This is a genomic window from Pseudonocardia alni (assembly GCF_002813375.1).
Classification (GTDB): Bacteria; Actinomycetota; Actinomycetes; order Mycobacteriales; family Pseudonocardiaceae; genus Pseudonocardia; species Pseudonocardia alni.
The window spans coordinates 4,147,423-4,166,337 of record NZ_PHUJ01000003.1 but is presented as its reverse complement, the minus strand read 5'-3'; the positions used below and the strand labels follow the sequence as shown (position 1 = coordinate 4,166,337).

Sequence of the window (18,915 nt, the reverse complement as noted above, 5' to 3'; positions counted from 1 at the left end):
CCTGGCGACCGCAAGCACGGACAGCGTGTTGCGCTCCTCCGCAACATGGTGGGGCGGTTCACGGGTCGCGATGCTCGCCGTTGCTTCTCCTCGCACAGCAGAAGGCCGAGCAGCCGGTTCGCTCCGAGAGCCTGCGGCTCCGGATCCGCGGATCGTGCACCCGTGATCGCGGCTGGACTTCGAACCCGGGCGGTACCGCCGCACCGGTCAGGACCGGCTACGACCGGACGACATCGTCTCGGTTCCGTCAGGCGTCAGCGCTGGTCAGAGGGGTAGTCGGGAGATGGAAGCGGGGTGCCCCCGGTCGGACTCGAAGCGACACCGGGACCTTTCTAAGGGGGAGCCGGGGTGCCGACACCGCCACCACACCGACCTGGGCAGATAGCGATTCCGGTCGGCTGCGTCGCCGAACTTCACCACGCATTCGGCACGGGCATGTCGATGGCGCTAGGGCCGATGGTTGGCACGGACAAGTGCGGAGCGTCGCCTCGTGAAGACGATCCCGACGAGCAACAGGCTCAGCGACAGCATGTAGACCGCGAAGGCCCAGCCGGACGGGGCCCCGCTGTCCAGAGTCAGAAGCGTGATCGTGGCTCCGAGTCCGACCATCACGTAGAACAGCAGGTTCTCCGAGTCGGGGTCATGCCAGGCTTTCCGGATGGTGGGCAGCGCCGCTGCCGCATCGGCTCCGACGGCGACGATCACCGCGGTGGGAGCCGCGTCGAAGCCGACCCACACGACGAGGGCCGCGACGGCGATCACCGCACAGACGACGTCGAAGGGGCCGATCGTCGAGTAGCTGTGTCTCGTCACAACGGCCGAGACGACGACGATGAGCGGGCCGAGTCCTGCTGCCAGAGTGAGCACGGCAGGCAGGCCGACTCCGGCGGAGAGCTGCGCGAAGAAGCCGATCAACGGTGCGACCGCCCAGAGGACCCACGTCACGAGGTTGGGACGGGCTGTTCCGGCGATCGTCGCGATCGCGTAGCGGGTGCTGCCTACCAGGCCGAGTACGGCACTGAGGAAGACCCAGCTCGGATCGAGCACGGCCCCTCCACTTCGCGATTGCTGTCGGCGAACTACGTGAGGGATAGATGCTTCGGGGGATGCCGACGTGTCTCCCCCACACGCCCGGCCTCCTGGTGATCTCCTCGCGGCGCGGGTTCCCCCCTGCCAGGCTCGGCGCGCCGTGAGGAGGTCACTGCCGCACTCCCTTGATCTCCGAGCGGTGTCGGGTCCGGGCGGAGCCCGGGGCCTTGTCGTACAAGCCCTCGAAGGTGTCTGACCAGCGCCGGGAGACTGACTCTCCAAGCTGCGTTATGGCACGGTTATCAGGCCAGAGTGAGTCCGACGGTTCGCGAGCAGCGAGGAGGCACTGATCTTCGTGGAGACACAAGAACTGCACTCGGTCCTTCAGGCGCAAGCGGAGCGGCTCCTCAGCGTGCCGGGGGCTGACCAGGACACAGACCAGCAGTACACCCGGATCTGCGATGACCTGGTGCGAGCGGTACCCCACGCCAAATGGGCTGCGCTGACCACTCAGGACCGGTCGGGGTTGCACTGCCTCGCAGCCACCGACAAGCGCATCCCGGAGTTGGCCCGGGTCATGGTGGACTGCGGACACGGGCCGTGCATCGATGCCATCGCGGCCGGTTCCCTGAGTGAGGTCGTCATCGACGACTTCACGGAGGCCGGCGATCGGTGGCCGGTCTTCGCCCCAGCCGCCGCCAGTGCGGGGATGCGCAGCGTCCTGTGCCACGCCATGGCCCCTGAGGAACATCCGATCGGTGCGATGACGGTGTGGTCGGACGAGGTCGGGGCGTTCAGCGACGACCGCTCGCGCACCATCATGGCCGCGTTCGTCACACAAGCCGCGGTAGCGGTGTACGGCGCGCAGCGCGCCGAGCACCTCGTGAAGGCTTTGACGAGCCGCGACGTCATCGGGCGGGCCAAGGGAATCCTGATCGAGCGGTTTCGCTTGACCGATGACAGCGCTTTCCGACTGCTGGTGCGGTCCTCCCAGGACGTCAACATGAAGCTCTGCGACGTGGCCGAGGTTCTCTGTCGTGAGGCGGAAGCACGGGCGATGACGGTGCCGCAGGCGCGATCGGGATCTGGCTCCGACTTGGCACGGTAGCGGGGCCGGCGCTGCCGGCCCCGCGCCGCCGCCAGGCGGCGCCGTGACGAGTGTCGTCTCCTGACCCGGAACCCGGTCACGGCGATCGCATGGACGATCCCGCGCACGGTGAAGTCGGTGGACAAGCGGGTCGTCGTCAACGCTGCGCAGGCCCGGGCGCTGCTCTCGGCTGCCGGAACCCAGAGGCCCAGTGGTCCCGGGCTCGTCGCCTTCCCCGGCCTGCTCTACCACGCCGCGCTGCGGCCGGGTGAGGCCGTGACGTTGCGGGCGGCTGACCTCCGGTTGCCCGACGATGGCTGGGGCGAGCTGCTGCTGACCGGCTCCACCCCGGAGGCCGGCGCTTCCTGGACCGACAACGCCGGCGCCGCGAGGAGCGGGAGTTGAAGTACCGGGCCCGCGGTGAGACCCGCTCGGTCCCCTCACCACCACCACTCATGGCACTACGACGGGCGCACCTCGCCGAGCACGGCACGACGCCGGACGGCCGGCTGTTCCGCGGTGTCCGCGGCGGCGATCTCCCGGAGGGCACGTACTGCCGTGCCTGGCGGAAGGCCCGCGCGAGCGCTCTGACCCCCGAGGATGCCGCCTCACCTCTCGCCCGACGCCCCTACGACCTCCGCCACGCCGCGGTCTCGACGTGGCTCAACGCCGGTGTGCCGTCGACCCAGGTCGCCGAGTGGGCCGGACACAGCGTCGGGGTCCTGCATCAGATCTACCCGAAGTGCATCGTCGGCCAGGAGGACGCGGCACGGGAGCGGATCGCAGCGGCGCTCGGGGACGGTTCCGGTGCCTGAGTTTTCAGCGCCTGTTCAGCGCAGGCACCCGGTGAACCCCGGTCAGCACCAGCGCGCGCCGGACAACTTCATCGTGGTCGTGGCGGGTGTAACGACTGGTCAGAGGGGTATTCTCGACGTCGAAGCGGGGTGCCCCCGGTCGGACTCGAACCGACACCGGGACCCTTTTAAGGGGAGCCGCGAGGCCGGTGCCAGTGGCCCGTTGGCCTGCGCAGACAGCGCTGTCGGTCAGCTCGGCAGCCAAGCTTCGGCACGTATTCGGCACGTTGACTCTCAGCGCAGGGGAACCCTCACCTCTCCTGCTTCCCGCCGGCAAACCTCAGACCTCGTCCGGCCTGCGGTCCAGCATGAGACCGCCCGCGCCTGCGAATCATCCGCGCCCACACCGACCGAGCGGAATGTGATCATCTTGTGCCCCGTCGCCCCTCACCCACGATGCATTGCCAGTCCAGAGGGTGAGGGCCAGCCTATTCTGACCTGTGCATCCGACACCCGACCCCGAGGACTAATGGCGTGCGCGAACTGGTCTCCTGGCTGAGAGAACTTCGAGAAGAGATCCAGAACTCCACATCCCAAGATCCGGCATTACTGGACAACACATACAAGCGAGTGGCTTATCCGCGTATCGAACCCCTCCACGGCCCCGGATTCCTACGTTTCCAGGGCCTTGAACATTACCACCGACCTGGCCACGGACCCGAGTCGCTATCTCTTATCCAAACCGTCCAGGCGAGGCGAGAGCAGGACCCAGGAATAGGCGAGGAAGATGCACTTAACCGACAGATCGGTGCGGTGCTAGCACTCAGCTTGGACCGTTCAGTGGAGGTTCCGAGCGAGCGACCCTATCCACTTTCTGGATCCACAAGGACGGCATTCATTCCACTCAACGCCGCTCACGATCGCATTCTCCACGCGCCAATCTCCGACGTCGACGACGTCAACCTAAAATTCGAGGAGGTCGCCGGCAAGTTCTGCTCCATCGAAGATTCCGGTGACCTCGTCGCACTTGGAGCTGCAACTGAGATGCACTACGGCGCGTGCAGCATCTACAAGACTAGTATGCCTAGCGCGTACGTTCTAGCAGTCGGCGCACTTGAAACTCTTTCCGCCCGATTCGGTGATCCCCATAGCGAGTGGAGCCACTGGGAACGGTCGACTCGATGGGACGAAGTAATCGACGACCTTGCCCTAACTTCAGCCCAGGCGGAATCAATTCGAGCAGAGCTAATGCGTGACAGGCAAGTTCGACTAGGTCAACGTTTTGCAGCCTACGTCATGCAGGGGTTTGAGTCCCGCGACTGGCTATCTAATTGGAAAGAGTGGACGTGGGGGTACGACGGCTCAACAGGCGAACCCAATGGTGGCGAATGGACTGCAGTCGATATGAATCCGCAAATTCCTTCCGACGAAGGCAGGCTCTGGCGAGCCATCAAGAAAACATACGAAGCTCGTTCGAAGTTTGTACACAGCGGTAGCGACGACCTAGCGATACATCGAGATATGCAGCGGCAAGTACAGAACAACGAGGGTGCGCAGGCACTCCCATTCACGGTAATTCGCGCACTTCTTGCCCGATCGATCTTGCGGGAGCTCGACGAGCTATCGAGCCCAGAGGTCCTCCCGCGAGTCATTGGGGAACTCTAACCATGAACCTCGGAACCGTCATGATTGCTGGGCTCCGATACCGCGTGTGACCTAGGGATTCCCACCCGCGGCCTCGTGGTTGTTCAGGGTCGATTCTGGCCCTTGTCGCGTCGTTTCGTGTTCCAAAAGCGTCCCACGCGGGGGCTTCTCCCCCACGCGCCCGGCCTGCTGGTGATCTCCTCGCGGCGCGGGTTCACCCCTGCCAGGCCGGGGAGCGGGGTGCAGGGCACGGGGTCCAGCCTTGCGCCCCGCTCCCCGGTCTGGCTGCCGTCTCGGCGCGCCGTGAGGAGATCACCAGCCCCGCCGCACTCTCCTGATCTCCGAGCGGTGTCGGGCTCGGGCGGAGCCCGGAGGTTCTCGCCTCCATCAGCTGTTCCCAGCCAGCGGGCCCGACTTGGACCGAAGAACATCTACGGTTCCGGCGTGTACCCGTCTTGGAGCTACTACCCCCGCAACGTCAGACCCCCGTCGTGGGCCGAGCAGCTCGTGCGCGCCGTGTCGGATGTCGAGGCCCTGGTCTCCACCGTAGATGCGCGGCCGGCGCCCCTTCGAAGCGACGACGTACTCCAAGCGCTTGCACCGGGCCTCACCGAGCTCGGATACGCCGTCGAGACGGGCAAGACTGCCGCAGGACGCATTAAGCGCCCTGTCCTCTTCGGAGAGAACGGCGAGCCGAGCGTTTCCTACGAGATCGATGCCTTTCACGACCACGACGGCATCGTGGTGGAGGTCGAGGCGGGCCGGGGCGCCCGAGGGAACGCGAACTACCGGGACATCGTCCGAACATCTCTCATCGTCGACGCGCACTACCTGGCGCTACTGATGCCAGTTGCCTACCGGCACAAGAGCGGCGGCCGAGATGTGGTCGTCCGGGCCTACGCGGACACGCGCAGTCAGCTGGATGCGATCTATGCCTCCGAGCGCCTGAAGCTGCCGTTCGCTGGCGTGCTGCTCGTCGGCTACTGAGACGTGCTCCTTGGTTGGATCAGCTCCGCTCCGCGGCCTGGGGCCGGGTAGCCGGACCACGGCGCCGCGAACGGGCCGGAGGTGCAGTGAGCGAGCGACGGGGGCCGGCGTGGCCGGCCCCGCGCCGCCGGAGGCGGCGCCTTGATCTCATAGAGGCATACTCGGCAGAAGACGCGATCGAGTACACCTGAGCACTTCCGTTCAGTGCCCAACGTCCGATACTCACCGGACCCTTATTGCTTTGGCCTCGGGCGGCATCGCGATGGCGAGTCGGCCACCCCTATGGAGCTAGTGGATGCTGCTGGTCCGCAGCTAAAGTACGGACGTGGTCAAGAAGAAGCGCAGGCGAAGTCGTAAGCTAATCCCCGCGAGCATTGATATTGGCGTAGGCACACTCTCGCTTGATGGGCATCGAATCGTCTACTCCCCCAACCCCGATGAGGATCAGCGCGAGGCGGGCAGGAGCGCGATGCTTCAAGCCTTCGCCCTAGATGAAAAACAGCACAACGATCGGTATGAATCTCTCCTCCGACTCATGGGGAGCGTTGGGCCGTTCGACCTGCTCGCACGCGCCTCAGCCATCTATGCGTCGATCAACCCCGACACATTTAAAGAATCCGAGAACAACCAGAATCCCGCCCATATCGAGTATCTTGCACTACAGTGCTTGCGCACAGACTGGCCTGAGCCAGATCCCGACCTGAACCCGCCGCAAAAATTGAACTCAACGATGCAGGCGTTGGCACTTATTCAAGAGATGTTCATCGCAGAGGCCCAGAACATCACGGTCGAGCGAGAACAGGAACGGAGTACAGGTCTTCCAGATCCAAATCTCGACCACGTCGCAAGGACACGCCTCGCAGCACTCGGCATTCGCAACATGGCGTACTTGAAGCACGCCGAGAAGGTGATCGAAGGATGCCTTTCGCCCCTTGCCGAGCGACTAATCGAAATTAACGGATTCTGCGCCCAAGACGCATTGGATGTTATGCATGCTATACCGCAAATCTTGAACGTACGATCTGAGACTGTTCAGCTGGAACTTGCCGAGCAGGTCAAGTATCTAACTGTTGAACTCAAGCGCGCCCGACGCGGAAGAAGCACTAGCTACCCAATCCCGCCTGAGCTGCTTACCATTTCGTTCGATAAGGCGCAGTTCGAGATTAGAATGCGCGCTCTCTCGCACCAGCTTGCGGGCGCACTAGAGATATCAACGATCCAAGCGACTGACATCGCAGAGGTGTCCAGCGTTCCGGTAGCGAGATGCGCAGCGGTACTAGAGGCGTTCACGTGTCCAACTAGTGAGTATATGCACGAGCGCCACTGGCGGCCCAGTGGAGCCCACCCACTCACTCAGAGACCCATTGTAGAGACCGACTCAGGCTATATTCTTGCATCGCCGCCCTCGATGATAGACGCGATCAGGCCGACGATCGAAAACTTGATTCAGTCGCGCTCTCCGAAACTTTGGAGCAGCTATCAGAAACGGCGGGCCGCGTACTTAGAAGATGCTGCCGCCAGTCTCCTAGCGGGCGCTCTACCCGGATCGAGGAGCTGGAAGAACATCCACTGGAAAGTCACCGAATCCGTCAAAGGCGAGCTAGATGGAATCGTAACCGCCGACACCATCACTCTACGTCTGCAGTGCAAGGCAGGACGAATCACAGATGCAGCTCGGCGCGGTGCACCAGGAAGAATGAGCACCGACGTTAAGAAAACGATATCCGATGCAGCCGATCAACACGCCGAGCTTTCGATGCAGCTCGCATCTAACGATGCGTCAGCCCTGGGGTTCAGCATAGAACAGGCGGAAGCGCTTCGAGCACTCTTCCAGATCGAAATCATCTGCACTCTCGACGACGTCACTGTATGGTCCACAGAAGCGCACAATTTGAGGCGCCTGGGCGCTTTCAAAGACAACGTAGGTATTCCATGGGTCGTTTCGATAACGGATCTTATGGTCATCACCGAGATGCTTAAGGGTGTTGAGCTCGCCCAGTATGTCATCCGCCGACAACGCATGGAGCGCGATGGGCGCGTCTCGGCTCATGACGAGCTCGACTGGCTGGGACACTTCATCACAGAGGGCCTATATTTCGACTACATATTCAACTCTCCTAATCCACCCCACGGGTACCGCCTCCTCAGTTACACAGAGCAGTTCGACGAGTGGTACCTGTACGAAGCCGGGTTCAGGACGGTGGAGACAGCGAAGCCCGAGATCCCAATCGGTGTCGACTTGCGACGCCTCCTTGAGAAGTTAATGCAACGCTGTCCGAAAAATTGGGTGTTGGCAACCCTTTGCATTCTTGACGGAGACGATCAGACTCGGAACGAGTGGGACCGTGTCATACGAACCGTCTACAAAAGGAGCGCTCAACGCGGCGAATCAGACGCGTCCATCCTCCTTGGCAACGGCGTAGGAGTGACGTTTATCCGTCGAACGTTCACATCGATGGAAAAAACGGAGCAGCACACAGAACGCTACATTCAGCGTAAGCTGGCAGAGCTAGAAGTAGCCTACTGGATTGGCATTGCAGAAGGCAAAGGTGGTGAATTAAGGATTGTAATTCCGTCGTGCGTAAACATTCGGAATCTTGCAGATCAGTTCTTGACGCCCATGTACGCGCGGTCTTGATGTATCTCGTGCTAGGACTTGCGAGACACGGCTTGAGGTCACCAGAAGGCGAACACTAGGGATGGTTCGACTGAATCGGTACCATAGAAATGGACTGTTTCGCCCAGTCTCTGCCCGCCGAGCCGTTCGTAGAGCCGGATTGCGCCGCGGTCCTTGGCCATGACATCCAACGCAACCGAACGTCCAATACTGCTCGCATGATCCAGCGCAGCAGTCATGAGCATCCGCCCCGCTCCCACGGTGCGGTGTTCAGGATCGACGAACAACCGTACAACGATCGCTAGGTCGGACGGCTGCCTACCGGTTCGTTCGGTCCAGATCTGCGCGGCGTCGTCAGCCGGGTCGGCCGCGGTCAGCGTGATCTGTCCGATTGGTATTCCGTCCACTACTGCGGTCCAACTAGCCAGCGCGCGCGGATGGCGTAGCCACCCGGTCGGATCTGCGACCCCCTCAACGGGGTAACCGTCCTGCTCATGGACTCGCAGGAGGATGTCAGCCAAGGAATCCAGGTCTTCGGCACGTCGGAGCCGGACAGTGCAGCTCACCGATCCTCCACCGGCATGTCGTAGTCCAGCGCGGAGTAGTCGGCGCGCATGACAAAGCGAGTGACCTCGAACGGCTCGCGGTCGGCGTCGATGCCGGTATGCCACAGCTCGATCACCGGTACCCCGTCGGGGATCGTCATAAGCTGAGCCTCCTCACGAGTGGGCATTCTCGCCGAGATCTCCTCACGGACGTGGGCGATCACGTGACCGAGGGCCGCGAACTGACCGTAGATACCCTCCGGGCCCAGGTCGGCGGAGTCTCCCAACGGGGTTCCTTCGACCAGACTCCACGCCGCGTAGGTGACGCCGATCTGCAACGGCTCGCTGTCGGCGAAGTACCAGTTCTCCCGCTGCACGACGGGAGTTCCGGGCTCAATCATGAGCCGTTCGGCGACCGCCGGAACTGCCTCGACCCGGGTGATCCGAGAGTCCACATGCGGTGTCCGGCCCTGCGCGACAGCTTCGGCGCCGAACGGGCCGAGCTCATTGGTGGAGCGCATCGCGGCGCTGTAACGGCGGCGGCCGAACCGCATCCAGCGCGGCTTGCTGCGGACGAACACTCCGCGCCCGTGCTCAGCGCTTACTAGGCCCTCGCGGCGCAGCGCGGCGATGGCCTCGCGGGCGGTATTGCGGGCGGCTCCGTGCTGCTCGGCCAGTGCGCGCTCCGAGGGGAGCTTGTCGCCGGGCTGGTACTCGCCCGAGGTGATCGCCTCGCGCAGCTCGTGCGCAATGGCCCTGTAGTCGCTGTTGGCGCCTCGCGGCGCCCGTGCCGAAGACGTCATGTCTTCACGATAGCGAACTGGCCTGAGCCAGTCACTTGACCCACTGGCTTAAGCCTGCTGTACTGGCTCAAGCCAGTAAGACTAATCACACAACCAGGAGGCTAGTCATGGCGATCACCAACAAGTTCCCCGTCGCGATGGGCGACGTGTTCCCGCACGGAGCGTTCGTCGTGTCGGAGGTCGAGCCCGTGCGCGACTTCGACAAGTCCGCCCCGGGGCGCCCGGTGCAGCAGCTCGACAAGGACTCCGGCCTGCCGGTGTGGTCGGTGTCGGTCCTCGACGCGGACCCGGCAGCACGGCGTACGGACAAGACGGTGACGGTGAAGATCGCCGCGCCGCACCAGCCGGTCCCGCCCGAGGCCGCCGCGGGGCTGCCGTTCCGCCCGGTCGAGTTCGACGGCCTCACCGTCACGCCCTACGTGCAGGAGTCCGGTGGCCGGCCCCGGGTGGCCTACAGCTTCCGGGCGGCCGGGATGCGTGCTCCCGGTCACCAGCGCCCCGGTCCGGGCAAGAACCAGGACGCCGCCTGACCTGCGCTCGTGCAGGTGGAGGGGGGCCCGCTGCAACGGGCTCCCCCTCCGGATCTCCCTTACCCCACGCCCTAGCCAGGCATCTGAGTTCGGAAGGACACCGACCCTAGATGAACACCCACACCGCACCCGCGACCCCCGCCGACACCGTCGTTCCAGCGGCTCGTCTCGTGGAGGCCGGCCTCCGCCGCACCAGCCGCGCGATCCGTGACACTGTCCGACCCCCGGCCGGGGACCTGCTCGCCCACGCCGCCCGAGCCCGTCGGCTCGCTGAGCTCCACACCCGCCGGGCCCGCTGGTGGGCGATCCTGCAGCGCGACACCGCCACCAACGGCGTCCCGGTCGTCTACGTCCAGGCCGTGGTCACCGCCGTCCTCGACAACGAGCGCCAGGCCCGCTACTGGACCGACACCGCCGACGACTGGCGCGCCCTCGCCGACCAGCGGCCCACCTCCGACGTCGCCGGAGCCATGTCCAACTGGACCGACCTCGGCCTCACCGACCCCACCCCACCCGGACTCCCGGACACCTCGGCGGTGGCCCGATGAGCGCCCCGAGCCAGGGCCGGCCGGTGCTGCGGCTCGTCCCGATCACCGACTCCCCCGCCACCGCGACTGGCCCCCGCTGGCGTGAGGACGCCGCGTGCGCCGGGCTGGACACCGAGCTGTTCTTCCCGGTCGACGACCGCGCCGCCTCGGTCGAGACCCCGCGCCGGGTCTGCCGGGGCTGCCCCGTCCGCGCCGCCTGCCTCGCCGACGCCCTGGCCACGGAGGACCCGGCCCGGCGCTACGGCATCACCGGCGGCACCACCCCCGGCGAGCGCCGGACCCTGCACCGCGCCGGACTCACTATCACTACCACCCCGGCTGCGGGCGGTGACGTTGCATGAGCACCGCCAAGCCGACCCGGTGCGAGGTCTGCCGGACCCCGCTCCACGAGCGCCCGGACCCGCGTCGCCGCCGGTGCGCTGATCATCTGGACCAGCTCGCCCTGGTCCCGCTCACCAGCGTCCGCCCGGTTCGTCGGAAGGGAGGCCGCACGTGATCACCACTGCCGCGTCACCGGCTGATGTGCCGCTTTCGGTCAACCAGATCCTCGCCGTCGGTGGCGCCCTGGTCGCGGTCGCCGTCTACGTCCTCTACAAGGTCGGCCACTACCTCGTGAAGGTCGTGGAGGCCCTCGCGACCGCCGCGGTCGTGTTCCTCGCGCTGTGGTTCGCCGCCAAGGGCCTCGTCCTCGCCGCCGCGTGGACGGTCCGGCACTGGCGCACTACGACCACGGTGACCGCGGTGTCGGCGTGGTGCTGGTGGTGGGGCTGGCCCTCGTTGCTGGTCACTCTCACCGCCGTGGCGGCTGCGCTCGGGGTGTGGCGGGTCGCGTCGCTGCCCTCGTTCGACCGCGGGGCCGGGCGTCACCTGCGGTCGTGGTGGCAGCGCTGGCTGGTCTACGCACCCCGGATGCCACGCTGGCTGCGATCGGTCGGACTCACCGTTCCCGACCGAGCGGGTGCGACGGTCATCCAGGTCAACCCGCTGCGCCGCACCGCCACCGCACCTAGGGAGCGCCCGCGCCGCGACCAGCTCCCGCGCATCCTCTCGGTCCGCTCCGGCCCCTCGTGGGATGAGGTCAAGGTCCGTCTCGTGCCAGGGCAGACCCCGGAGGATTTCGACACCGCCGCCCGTGCCCTGGCCGTGGCGCGTGGGGTGAACCGCTGCCAGGTCCGCGAACTCGCACCCAATGTGGTGTCGATCGACTACCAGCGCCGCAACCTCCTCGACGTCGTCGTCACCGCACCTGACCTCGACGCGATGGCCGGCCTGTCCGGGGACGCGATCGACCTGGACCGGGTGCTATCCGGGGCGACCGAGTACGGCACCCCCTGGCGGCAGTCGGTCCGCGGCAGCCACACCCTCATCGGCGGCGCCACCGGCGCAGGGAAGGGCTCCCTGATGTGGGCGCCCCTGCTCTCGATCGCCCCGGCCATCCGCGACGGCCTGGTGCGGGTGAACGGGATCGACCCGAAGGGGATGGAGCTGGCCTACGGCCGCGACGTGTTCCACCGCTACGCCGTCACCTCGAAGGACGCCCTGGCGCTGCTCGACGACCTCGTGGAGCAGATGGAGACCCGCAAGCGCGCCCACGCCGGAACGACCCGGCTGGTCCCGATCACTCGGGACACCCCGTTGGAGATCGTGGAGTTCGACGAGATCGGCGCCCTGCTGCGCTACGTCGGCGACCGCAAGACCCGCGAGGCCATCACCGAACGGATCGCGCTGCTGACCACCCAGGGCCGGGCGCTGGGGTTCACCGTCCGCGGCTACGTGCAAGAGCCGTCGAAGGACACCGTGCCCGTGCGGGAGTTGTTTCCGCGCCGCATCTGCCTGCGCGTGGCCACCAAGAGCCACGTCGGGATGGTGCTGGGCGACAACGCCTACGAGCGAGGTGCGTGGGCGAACCGCATCGGCGAGTCCGAGGCCGGCGTCGGGTACCTGTTCGGGGAAGGAGTCCGCGAACCCCTGCGCGTCCGGGCCGCCTGGGTTCCGGATGACGCGATCAAGGCATTGGAGCGGTTCGTCACCGCTCCCTCGCCGGACCCTGCTCGTCGGCCCGCGCCGGTGTTGCCATTCCGGCCCGAGACGCCTGCGCTGCCTGCCGGAGGTGCCGCGTGACCGCCCCGGAGAGCCCCACCGTCCCGGTCGACCAGGACAAGCTCACCCGCGCCCAGAAGGCCATGCTCGCGCTCTCGAACGAGGTCGCCACGCAGCTCGCCGAGGACCACGGCGTCTGCGTCCGCCCGCTGGCCATGCGCCGGATCGACCAGAGCAGCGGGCGGGTCGACGTCGTCCCGGTGCCGTGTGGGTCGACGCGGGAGGACCAGTGCCGGCCGTGCGCGGAGAAGGCCCGACGCCTGCGCATGGTCCAGTGCCGCGAGGGCTGGCACCTCGAGGACGAACCGATCGCCAAGCCTGCTGACCCGACCGCCGCGCAGAAGGACCTGATGACGGTCCGGGCGGACCTGCACGCCGCCTACACCGACGCCCGCGCCAAGGGCGACGAGGAGGAGTGCGAGGAGATCCGCGACACCGTCGCCGAAGTCGACGCCGAGCTACGTGCCCTCGGAGTCCGCGGCCGCCTCGCTCCGCTCGACCCGACACCGCGGACCGTGCGCCGCTCCACCCGCCGCCGGCAGGACGCATCTAACCTGCCCCGCCGCCCGGTGGAAGACCGCACCCTCGGGCGGGTGTTCGGCGGGAAGTACCGGCCCTCCACGTTCCTCACCCTCACGCTCGACACCTATGGGCGGGTGGACAAGCACGGCGCCGCCCTCGACCCGGACACCTACGACTACCGCCGCGCCGCCCGCGACGCGATCCACTTCCCCAAGCTGCTGGACCGGTTCTGGCAGAACACCCGCCGCTGCGTGGGCTGGGACGTGCAGTACTTCGGCACCGTGGAACCCCAGAAGCGTGGGGCACCGCACTTCCACGCCGCCATCCGCGGCACCGTCCCGCGTTCGGAGCTCCGAGCGATCACCGCCGCCACCTACCACCAGGTCTGGTGGCCGGCCCATGACGAGATCGTCTACAGCGGGGACCGGCTCCCCCGCTGGGACCACCACCACAAGGCATTCGTCGATCCCGAGACTCGCGAGCCCCTGCCCACCTGGGACGAGGCCACCGACCCCGACACCCTCGCGGCTCCGGCGCACACGGTGGTGTTCGGGCCCCAGGTCCACGTCAAGGGCATCCTCGGCGGCACCGAAGAAGCCGGACGGCACATCGGCTACCTGACCAAGTACCTCACCAAGTCCGTCGGACAGGCCGCCGGCCTCAACGACACCGCCACGTCCCGCCAGCGCGAGCACGCCCGCCGCCTGGCCGCCGAGCTGGCCATCACCCCGTGCTCGCCGCGCTGCCCCATCTGGCTGCTCTACGGCATCGAGCCCAAGGGCGCCCGACCCGGCACGACACCAGGGCATTGCAAGGGCAAAGCCCACAAACCCGAACACCTCGGCATCGCCGGACGCCGCGTCCTGGTCTCCCGCAAGTGGTCCAACAAGTCCCTGTCCGACCACCGCGCCGAGCGGACCGCGTTCGTTCGGCAACTCCTCGACCGCGCCGGAGTCCAGCCCGCCTACGCCGTCGACGACGGCCCCTTCACCTGGGAGACCACCAAACCTGGCGACGCCGACGTACCACCCCGCACTGTCCTGCTCCTCCATGCGATCAACCAACGCTCCCGATGGCGCGCCGACTACGACGCCGCCGTCCTGGCCACTAGCGATTCCCCACCCGACCGTTCGGCAACTGAGGGAGCAGCGGCATGACGAAGACGACGGAGCGGCTGACGGTCATGCAGGTGTGCGCCGAACTCGGGATCTCGCGGTCGACGTTCTACGAGTGGCGGGCGAAAAACCGGGCCCCGCGGTGCATCAAGCTCCCCAACGGTGACCTGCGGGTCCGTCGTGCGGAGTTGGAACGCTGGCTCGACGCGCACGAGGAGGCGGCCTGATGGAGACCTCCTACGACGTGCGGATCTGGAAGGTCGAGGTGTACTCGGGCGCACGGACCACGACGCACACCGTGAAGTGGTCGGTTGCTGGGCGACGCTGGCGAGTCCCGTACAAGACTGCGGCTCTGGCTGATGCTTTCCGGTCCGAGCTGCTGGTCGCTGCGCGGCGCGGCGAGGCGTTCTCACTGGACACCGGTCGTCCGATGTCGATGGATCGCTCCGAACGGCGCGTCGGGTGGCTCGCGTTCGCCCGCGACTACGCAGCGATGAAGTGGCCGCACCTGGCTCCGAACTCGCGACGCAACACGGCGCGGGCACTCACCAACGCCACTCTGGCGCTGATCACGAGTGGGCGAGGCCGGCCGGACGACGCCACGTTGCGCAAGGCTCTGACCGCGTGGGCGTTCAACGTCCGGGCCAGCACGAACACCTCGCCGCCGGAGCCGATTGCGCGTGCGTTGGCATGGCTGGAACGGAACACCCGTGAGGTGGGTGACCTGGCCGAACCGGCCGTCGTACGCGCTGTCCTGGACGCACTGACAGTTCGTGGCGACGGTGGCCGTGCAGCCCCGGCCTCGATCGCTCGGCAACGTGGCGTCGTGGTCAACCTCGGCGAGTACGCGGTGGAGCGTCGGCTCCTGACCCGCAACCCGGTGACCGCGATTGCGTGGAAGATCCCGCGCACGGTGAAGACGGTGGACAAGCGAGCGGTCGTCAACACCGTCCAGGCCCGCGCCCTGCTGTCCGCCGTCGGCAGCCAGAAGCCGAGCGGCCCGGGCCTGGTCGCCTTCTTCGGCCTGCTCTACTACGCCGCGCTGCGTCCGGGTGAGGCTGTGACACTCCGCGCCGCTGACCTTCAACTTCCCGACGAGGGCTGGGGCGAGTTGCTGCTGACCGGATCCACCCCGGAGGCCGGCGCTTCTTGGACCGACAACGGCCGACGCCGCGAGGAGCGAGAGTTGAAGCACCGGGCCCGCGGTGAGACCCGCTCGGTACCGTCTCCCCCACCGCTCACCGTCCTGCTGCGGGCGCACCTCGCCGAGCACGGCACGACGCCGGACGGCCGGCTGTTCCGCGGTGTCCGCGGTGGTGATCTCCCGGAGGGCACCTACTGCCGGGTATGGCGGAAAGCTCGCGCGAGCGCTCTCACCGAGTCGGAAGCCGCTTCGCCGCTCGCCCGACGCCCCTACGACCTCCGCCACGCCGCGGTCTCGACCTGGCTCAACGCGGGGGTGCCCTCGACCCAGGTCGCCGAGTGGGCCGGACACAGCGTCGCCGTCCTGCACCAGATCTACGCGAAGTGCATCGTCGGCCAGGAGGACGCCGCCCGGCAGAGGATCGCCGACGCCCTTGGGGCTACCCCGTGAGCGACGAAACTTCGGTACGTATTCGGTACAGCCACCCGCCGAGCACCGGTCAGGGCCGGGCAGGGCCGGGCACGACCGGACAACATCATCTCGGCGTCGTCGGGTGTAATTGCTGGTCAGAGGGGTATTCTCGACGTGGAAGCGGGGTGCCCCCGGTCGGACTCGAACCGACACTGGGACCCTTTTAAGGGGCCTGCCTCTGCCGTTGGGCTACGGGGGCGCCGCGACAGCGTAGCCAGGGCGGGAAGGACTCATGCCGAGCACCGAGAAGGTCGACCTCCGGGGCGCCGCGGCGACCCTGCTGATGACCCTCTACATGCGACGCCTGGACGCCCGGTCCCGCCGCCCGATCCTGGGCGACCCGTGGGCGGAGCCCGTCTGGGACCGCATCGAGCACGATGTCCACGGCCTCTGGCAGTTCACCGGCGACGTCTCGACCATCGTGTGCCGCGCCGCGATCCTCGACGGCTGGACACGGGAGTTCCTCTCCACCGAGCCCGCCGGGCAGGTCCTGCACCTGGGCTGCGGGCTGGACAGCAGGCCGTTGCGGGTCGGGGTGCCGTCGACGTGCCGCTGGGTCGACGTCGACCAGCCCGAGGTGATGGAGGTCCGACGCCGGCTCTACGACCTCCCCGACAGCATCGAGCAGGTCCCCGGCTCCGTCACCGACGACGACTGGTGGTCCGCCGTCGACCCGACGCTGCCGACACTCGTCGTCGCCGAGGGGCTCTTCATGTACGTCCCGGCCGATGCCGTGCACGCCACCGTCGACCGGGTCGTGTCCGGAACACCCGCGGCGACGCTGGCGTTCGACGCCGTCGCTCCGTGGACGGTGCGTGCCTCGCGCTGGACGCCGACGTTCCGCGCCGTCGGTACCGAGTTCCGGTGGTCGTGGAATCCCGCGGAGTTCGCGCACCGGCACCCGTCGCTGACCGAGCGCGACGACATCTCGATCTACGACGAGGTGTCCTTGCGTGAGCCGCGGGTGTGGCTGCGCCCGCTGTTGTCGGCGGCCGGGCACGTCCCCGCCATGCAGGACGCGATGCGCCTGCACCGCTTCACCACCGGCTGAGCCGCAGGACCGGGACGTCGCCGAGATGCAGCTCAGCGGGCGGCAGCCCGTACCGGAACGCCGCTGAGCTGCATCTCGGCGACGTCTGCGGCGCGGGGGACGCGAGGCGACCGGACAGGCGGGGGCGTCGCGGCGGAGGGTGTTGCGTGGAGGTGAGCAGAGCACAGCCACGCCGGAGGAGCCCCCCGAGCAGCGGCGAGGATGTTCATCGTCGGATCGGCGACAATCCCGCGGCCCGCGCGGTATCCGCCAGGACCTGCTCGACCATGGCCGGGGTCAGCCGTCCGGTGAAGGTGTTCTGCTGGCTCACGTGGTAGCAGCCGAACAGCTCCAGCGGCTCCCGGTCGGGCCGGGCCGGGGCCAGCGTCACCGACGCCCCGTGCCCGAACTTCGGGGCCGGCCGCGGGACCGTCCACCCCGCCCCGGCGAGCACCGGCAGCAGCGCCTGCCACCCGAAGCCGCCGAGCACCATGACCCCGCGGACCGTCGGCGCGAGCAGGTCGAGTTCCTGCTCCAGCCAGTTCCGGCAGGCGTCGCGCTCGGCCGGGGTCGGCTTGTTCGCCGGCGGCGCGCAGTGCACGGGCGCGGTGATCCGGACCCCGTGGAGCGCCAGGCCGTCGCCGATGTGCGAGGCGGTCGGCTGCGAGGCCAGTCCGACGGCGTACAGCGCGGCGTAGAGCACGTCGCCGCTGCGGTCGCCGGTGAACATGCGCCCGGTCCGGTTGGCGCCGTGCGCGGCGGGAGCCAGCCCGACGATCAGCATCCTCGCGTCGGGTGGACCGAAGCCGGGCACCGGGCGTCCCCAGTAGGTCTCGTCGCGGAACGCGGCCCGCTTCTCCCGGGCCACCTGCTCGCGCCACTCGACCAGCCGCGGACAGGCCCGGCACTCGGAGATCCGCTGGTCCAGGACCGCCAGGTTCATGCGATCGATCGCGCGATCCCGTCGAGGATGTCGTGCTCGGAGACGACGACCCGGTCGATCCCGGCGCGCGCATGCAGCTCGTCGGCCAGGGCCTGCACGACCAGCGCCCCGGCACCGATGACGTCGACGCGGCCCGGGTGCAGCGAACCGTGCTTCTCCCGCTCCGACCGCGACGACCGGATCAGCAGGTCCGCGACCCGGTGCAGGTCCTCGCGGGTCAGCGTCGAGCCGTGCACCTGCTCGCGGTCGTAGGCGGGCAGCTCCTGGGCGATCCCGGACAGCGAGGTGATCGTCCCGGCCACCCCGACCCAGGTCGTCGCGGTCTCGACCGGCACCGATGCGAACGCCTCGGCCAGCACCTCGGCGGCGACCGCACGCGCGGAGTCGATCTCGGCGTCCGACGGCGGGTCCGAGGGCAGGCAGCGCTCGGTCAGCCGCACCGACCCCATGTCGACCGACTTCGCCGCGGTCACCACGGCGGCCCCGTCGCGCAGCTCCCCCACGACGACCTCGGTGGACCCGCCGCCGACGTCGGTCACCACGAACGGGCCGTCGTCGGGGTCGAGGTCGCCGACGGCGCCGACGAACGACAGCCGCGCCTCCTCGTCGCCGGAGATGATCTCCGCCTCGACGCCCAGGGTGTCGCGGACCATCGCGAAGAAGTCCTCGCGGTTCGACGCGTCCCGGGTCGCCGACGTCGCGACCATCCGGATCCGCTCGGCTCCCTTACGGCGGGCGGCGACGGCGTAGTCGACCAGCGCCACCCGGGTCCGCTCCAGCGCCTCCGGGTCGAGCCGGCCGGTCGCGTCGACGCCCTTGCCCAGCCGCACGATCCGCATCTCGCGGTGCAGGTCACGCAGCTCCTTCTGCCCGTCGAACGCCTCGGTGACGTCGGCGACCAGCAGCCGGATCGAATTGGTTCCGCAGTCGATGGCGGCGACCCGCGACATCGGCACTCCCTGCTCTCGGCGACCGTCGGGCCTCACCGTAGTCGGGATCGGCCGGT

19 protein-coding genes and 1 tRNA gene are annotated in these 18,915 nt (G+C 67.6%); 14 read left to right on the top strand and 6 right to left on the bottom strand.

Annotated features, from left to right (window positions below):
- Window positions 1-447: 447 nt before the first annotated feature.
- Window positions 448-1,047: a hypothetical protein gene (locus ATL51_RS20630; RefSeq protein ID WP_100879637.1), complete on the bottom strand. Its 600-nt coding sequence runs from the start codon at window positions 1,045-1,047 to the stop codon at window positions 448-450.
- 337 nt (window positions 1,048-1,384) lie between these two features.
- Here ATL51_RS20630 and ATL51_RS20625 point away from each other — a divergent pair, with 337 nt between their 5' ends.
- From ATL51_RS20625 to ATL51_RS28390, 6 genes are all read left to right on the top strand, one after another.
- Window positions 1,385-2,137 (top strand): ANTAR domain-containing protein, encoded by a 753-nt coding sequence (locus tag ATL51_RS20625; RefSeq protein WP_100879636.1) that lies wholly within the window; start codon window positions 1,385-1,387, stop codon window positions 2,135-2,137.
- A gap of 117 nt (window positions 2,138-2,254) precedes the next feature.
- Entirely contained in the window at window positions 2,255-2,521 is a 267-nt protein-coding gene (locus ATL51_RS20620; protein WP_157818468.1) for a hypothetical protein, read from the top strand.
- 50 nt (window positions 2,522-2,571) lie between these two features.
- Window positions 2,572-2,931, top strand: coding sequence for a site-specific integrase (locus ATL51_RS20615; protein WP_100879634.1), 360 nt, complete (start codon window positions 2,572-2,574; stop codon window positions 2,929-2,931).
- Between the two features lie 513 nt (window positions 2,932-3,444).
- Window positions 3,445-4,575 (top strand): hypothetical protein, encoded by a 1,131-nt coding sequence (locus tag ATL51_RS28395; protein WP_157818467.1) that lies wholly within the window; start codon window positions 3,445-3,447, stop codon window positions 4,573-4,575.
- Between the two features lie 423 nt (window positions 4,576-4,998).
- A complete protein-coding gene (locus tag ATL51_RS20610) occupies window positions 4,999-5,541 on the top strand; it encodes a hypothetical protein (protein WP_100879633.1) in 543 nt (180 codons plus the stop codon).
- Window positions 5,542-5,866: 325 nt separating this feature from the next.
- On the top strand, window positions 5,867-8,179 hold the full coding sequence (locus tag ATL51_RS28390; protein WP_157818466.1) for a hypothetical protein: 2,313 nt from the start codon (window positions 5,867-5,869) through the stop codon (window positions 8,177-8,179).
- Window positions 8,180-8,217: 38 nt separating this feature from the next.
- Here the strand turns inward: ATL51_RS28390 and ATL51_RS20605 are convergent, their stop codons facing one another.
- Both ATL51_RS20605 and ATL51_RS20600 read right to left on the bottom strand, forming a co-directional pair.
- Window positions 8,218-8,724 carry a GNAT family N-acetyltransferase gene (locus tag ATL51_RS20605; protein WP_100879632.1) on the bottom strand — a complete coding sequence of 169 codons (507 nt, stop codon included), beginning with the start codon at window positions 8,722-8,724 and terminating at the stop codon, window positions 8,218-8,220.
- Complete coding sequence (locus ATL51_RS20600; protein WP_100879631.1) at window positions 8,721-9,506, bottom strand: GntR family transcriptional regulator; 786 nt, start codon at window positions 9,504-9,506, stop codon at window positions 8,721-8,723. The genes ATL51_RS20605 and ATL51_RS20600 overlap by 4 nt, the downstream gene beginning before the upstream one ends.
- Window positions 9,507-9,613: 107 nt before the next feature.
- Between ATL51_RS20600 and ATL51_RS20595 the strand changes: the two genes are divergently transcribed.
- From ATL51_RS20595 to ATL51_RS20565, 7 genes are all read left to right on the top strand, one after another.
- Window positions 9,614-10,036, top strand: a complete 423-nt coding sequence (locus tag ATL51_RS20595) for a plasmid replication, integration and excision activator (RefSeq protein WP_100879630.1) — start codon at window positions 9,614-9,616, stop codon at window positions 10,034-10,036.
- A gap of 110 nt (window positions 10,037-10,146) precedes the next feature.
- A complete protein-coding gene (locus ATL51_RS20590) occupies window positions 10,147-10,584 on the top strand; it encodes a hypothetical protein (protein ID WP_100879629.1) in 438 nt (145 codons plus the stop codon).
- Window positions 10,581-10,925 carry a WhiB family transcriptional regulator gene (locus ATL51_RS20585; protein WP_100879628.1) on the top strand — a complete coding sequence of 115 codons (345 nt, stop codon included), beginning with the start codon at window positions 10,581-10,583 and terminating at the stop codon, window positions 10,923-10,925. Before ATL51_RS20590 ends, ATL51_RS20585 begins: the two co-directional genes overlap by 4 nt.
- Before the next feature lie 151 nt (window positions 10,926-11,076).
- Window positions 11,077-12,705: an FtsK/SpoIIIE domain-containing protein gene (locus ATL51_RS20580; RefSeq protein ID WP_301549110.1), complete on the top strand. Its 1,629-nt coding sequence runs from the start codon at window positions 11,077-11,079 to the stop codon at window positions 12,703-12,705.
- Between the two features lie 62 nt (window positions 12,706-12,767).
- Window positions 12,768-14,363, top strand: coding sequence for a replication initiator (locus ATL51_RS20575; protein ID WP_167410091.1), 1,596 nt, complete (start codon window positions 12,768-12,770; stop codon window positions 14,361-14,363).
- Window positions 14,360-14,548 (top strand): helix-turn-helix transcriptional regulator, encoded by a 189-nt coding sequence (locus ATL51_RS20570; protein WP_060713268.1) that lies wholly within the window; start codon window positions 14,360-14,362, stop codon window positions 14,546-14,548. Before ATL51_RS20575 ends, ATL51_RS20570 begins: the two co-directional genes overlap by 4 nt.
- Complete coding sequence (locus ATL51_RS20565) at window positions 14,548-15,915, top strand: tyrosine-type recombinase/integrase (RefSeq protein WP_100879626.1); 1,368 nt, start codon at window positions 14,548-14,550, stop codon at window positions 15,913-15,915. Before ATL51_RS20570 ends, ATL51_RS20565 begins: the two co-directional genes overlap by 1 nt.
- A gap of 147 nt (window positions 15,916-16,062) precedes the next feature.
- Here the strand turns inward: ATL51_RS20565 and ATL51_RS20560 are convergent.
- Window positions 16,063-16,135 (bottom strand) — tRNA-Leu (locus ATL51_RS20560).
- Between the two features lie 33 nt (window positions 16,136-16,168).
- Between ATL51_RS20560 and ATL51_RS20555 the strand changes: the two genes are divergently transcribed.
- Complete coding sequence (locus tag ATL51_RS20555) at window positions 16,169-16,987, top strand: class I SAM-dependent methyltransferase (protein ID WP_100879625.1); 819 nt, start codon at window positions 16,169-16,171, stop codon at window positions 16,985-16,987.
- Window positions 16,988-17,192: 205 nt separating this feature from the next.
- On the opposite strand, the gene ATL51_RS20550 is transcribed toward ATL51_RS20555, so the two are convergent.
- Together ATL51_RS20550 and ATL51_RS20545 are read right to left on the bottom strand one after the other, a co-directional pair.
- Window positions 17,193-17,909 carry a uracil-DNA glycosylase gene (locus ATL51_RS20550; RefSeq protein ID WP_100879624.1) on the bottom strand — a complete coding sequence of 239 codons (717 nt, stop codon included), beginning with the start codon at window positions 17,907-17,909 and terminating at the stop codon, window positions 17,193-17,195.
- On the bottom strand, window positions 17,906-18,859 hold the full coding sequence (locus tag ATL51_RS20545) for a Ppx/GppA phosphatase family protein (RefSeq protein WP_100880838.1): 954 nt from the start codon (window positions 18,857-18,859) through the stop codon (window positions 17,906-17,908). Before ATL51_RS20545 ends, ATL51_RS20550 begins: the two co-directional genes overlap by 4 nt.
- Between the last annotated feature and the right edge of the window lie 56 nt (window positions 18,860-18,915).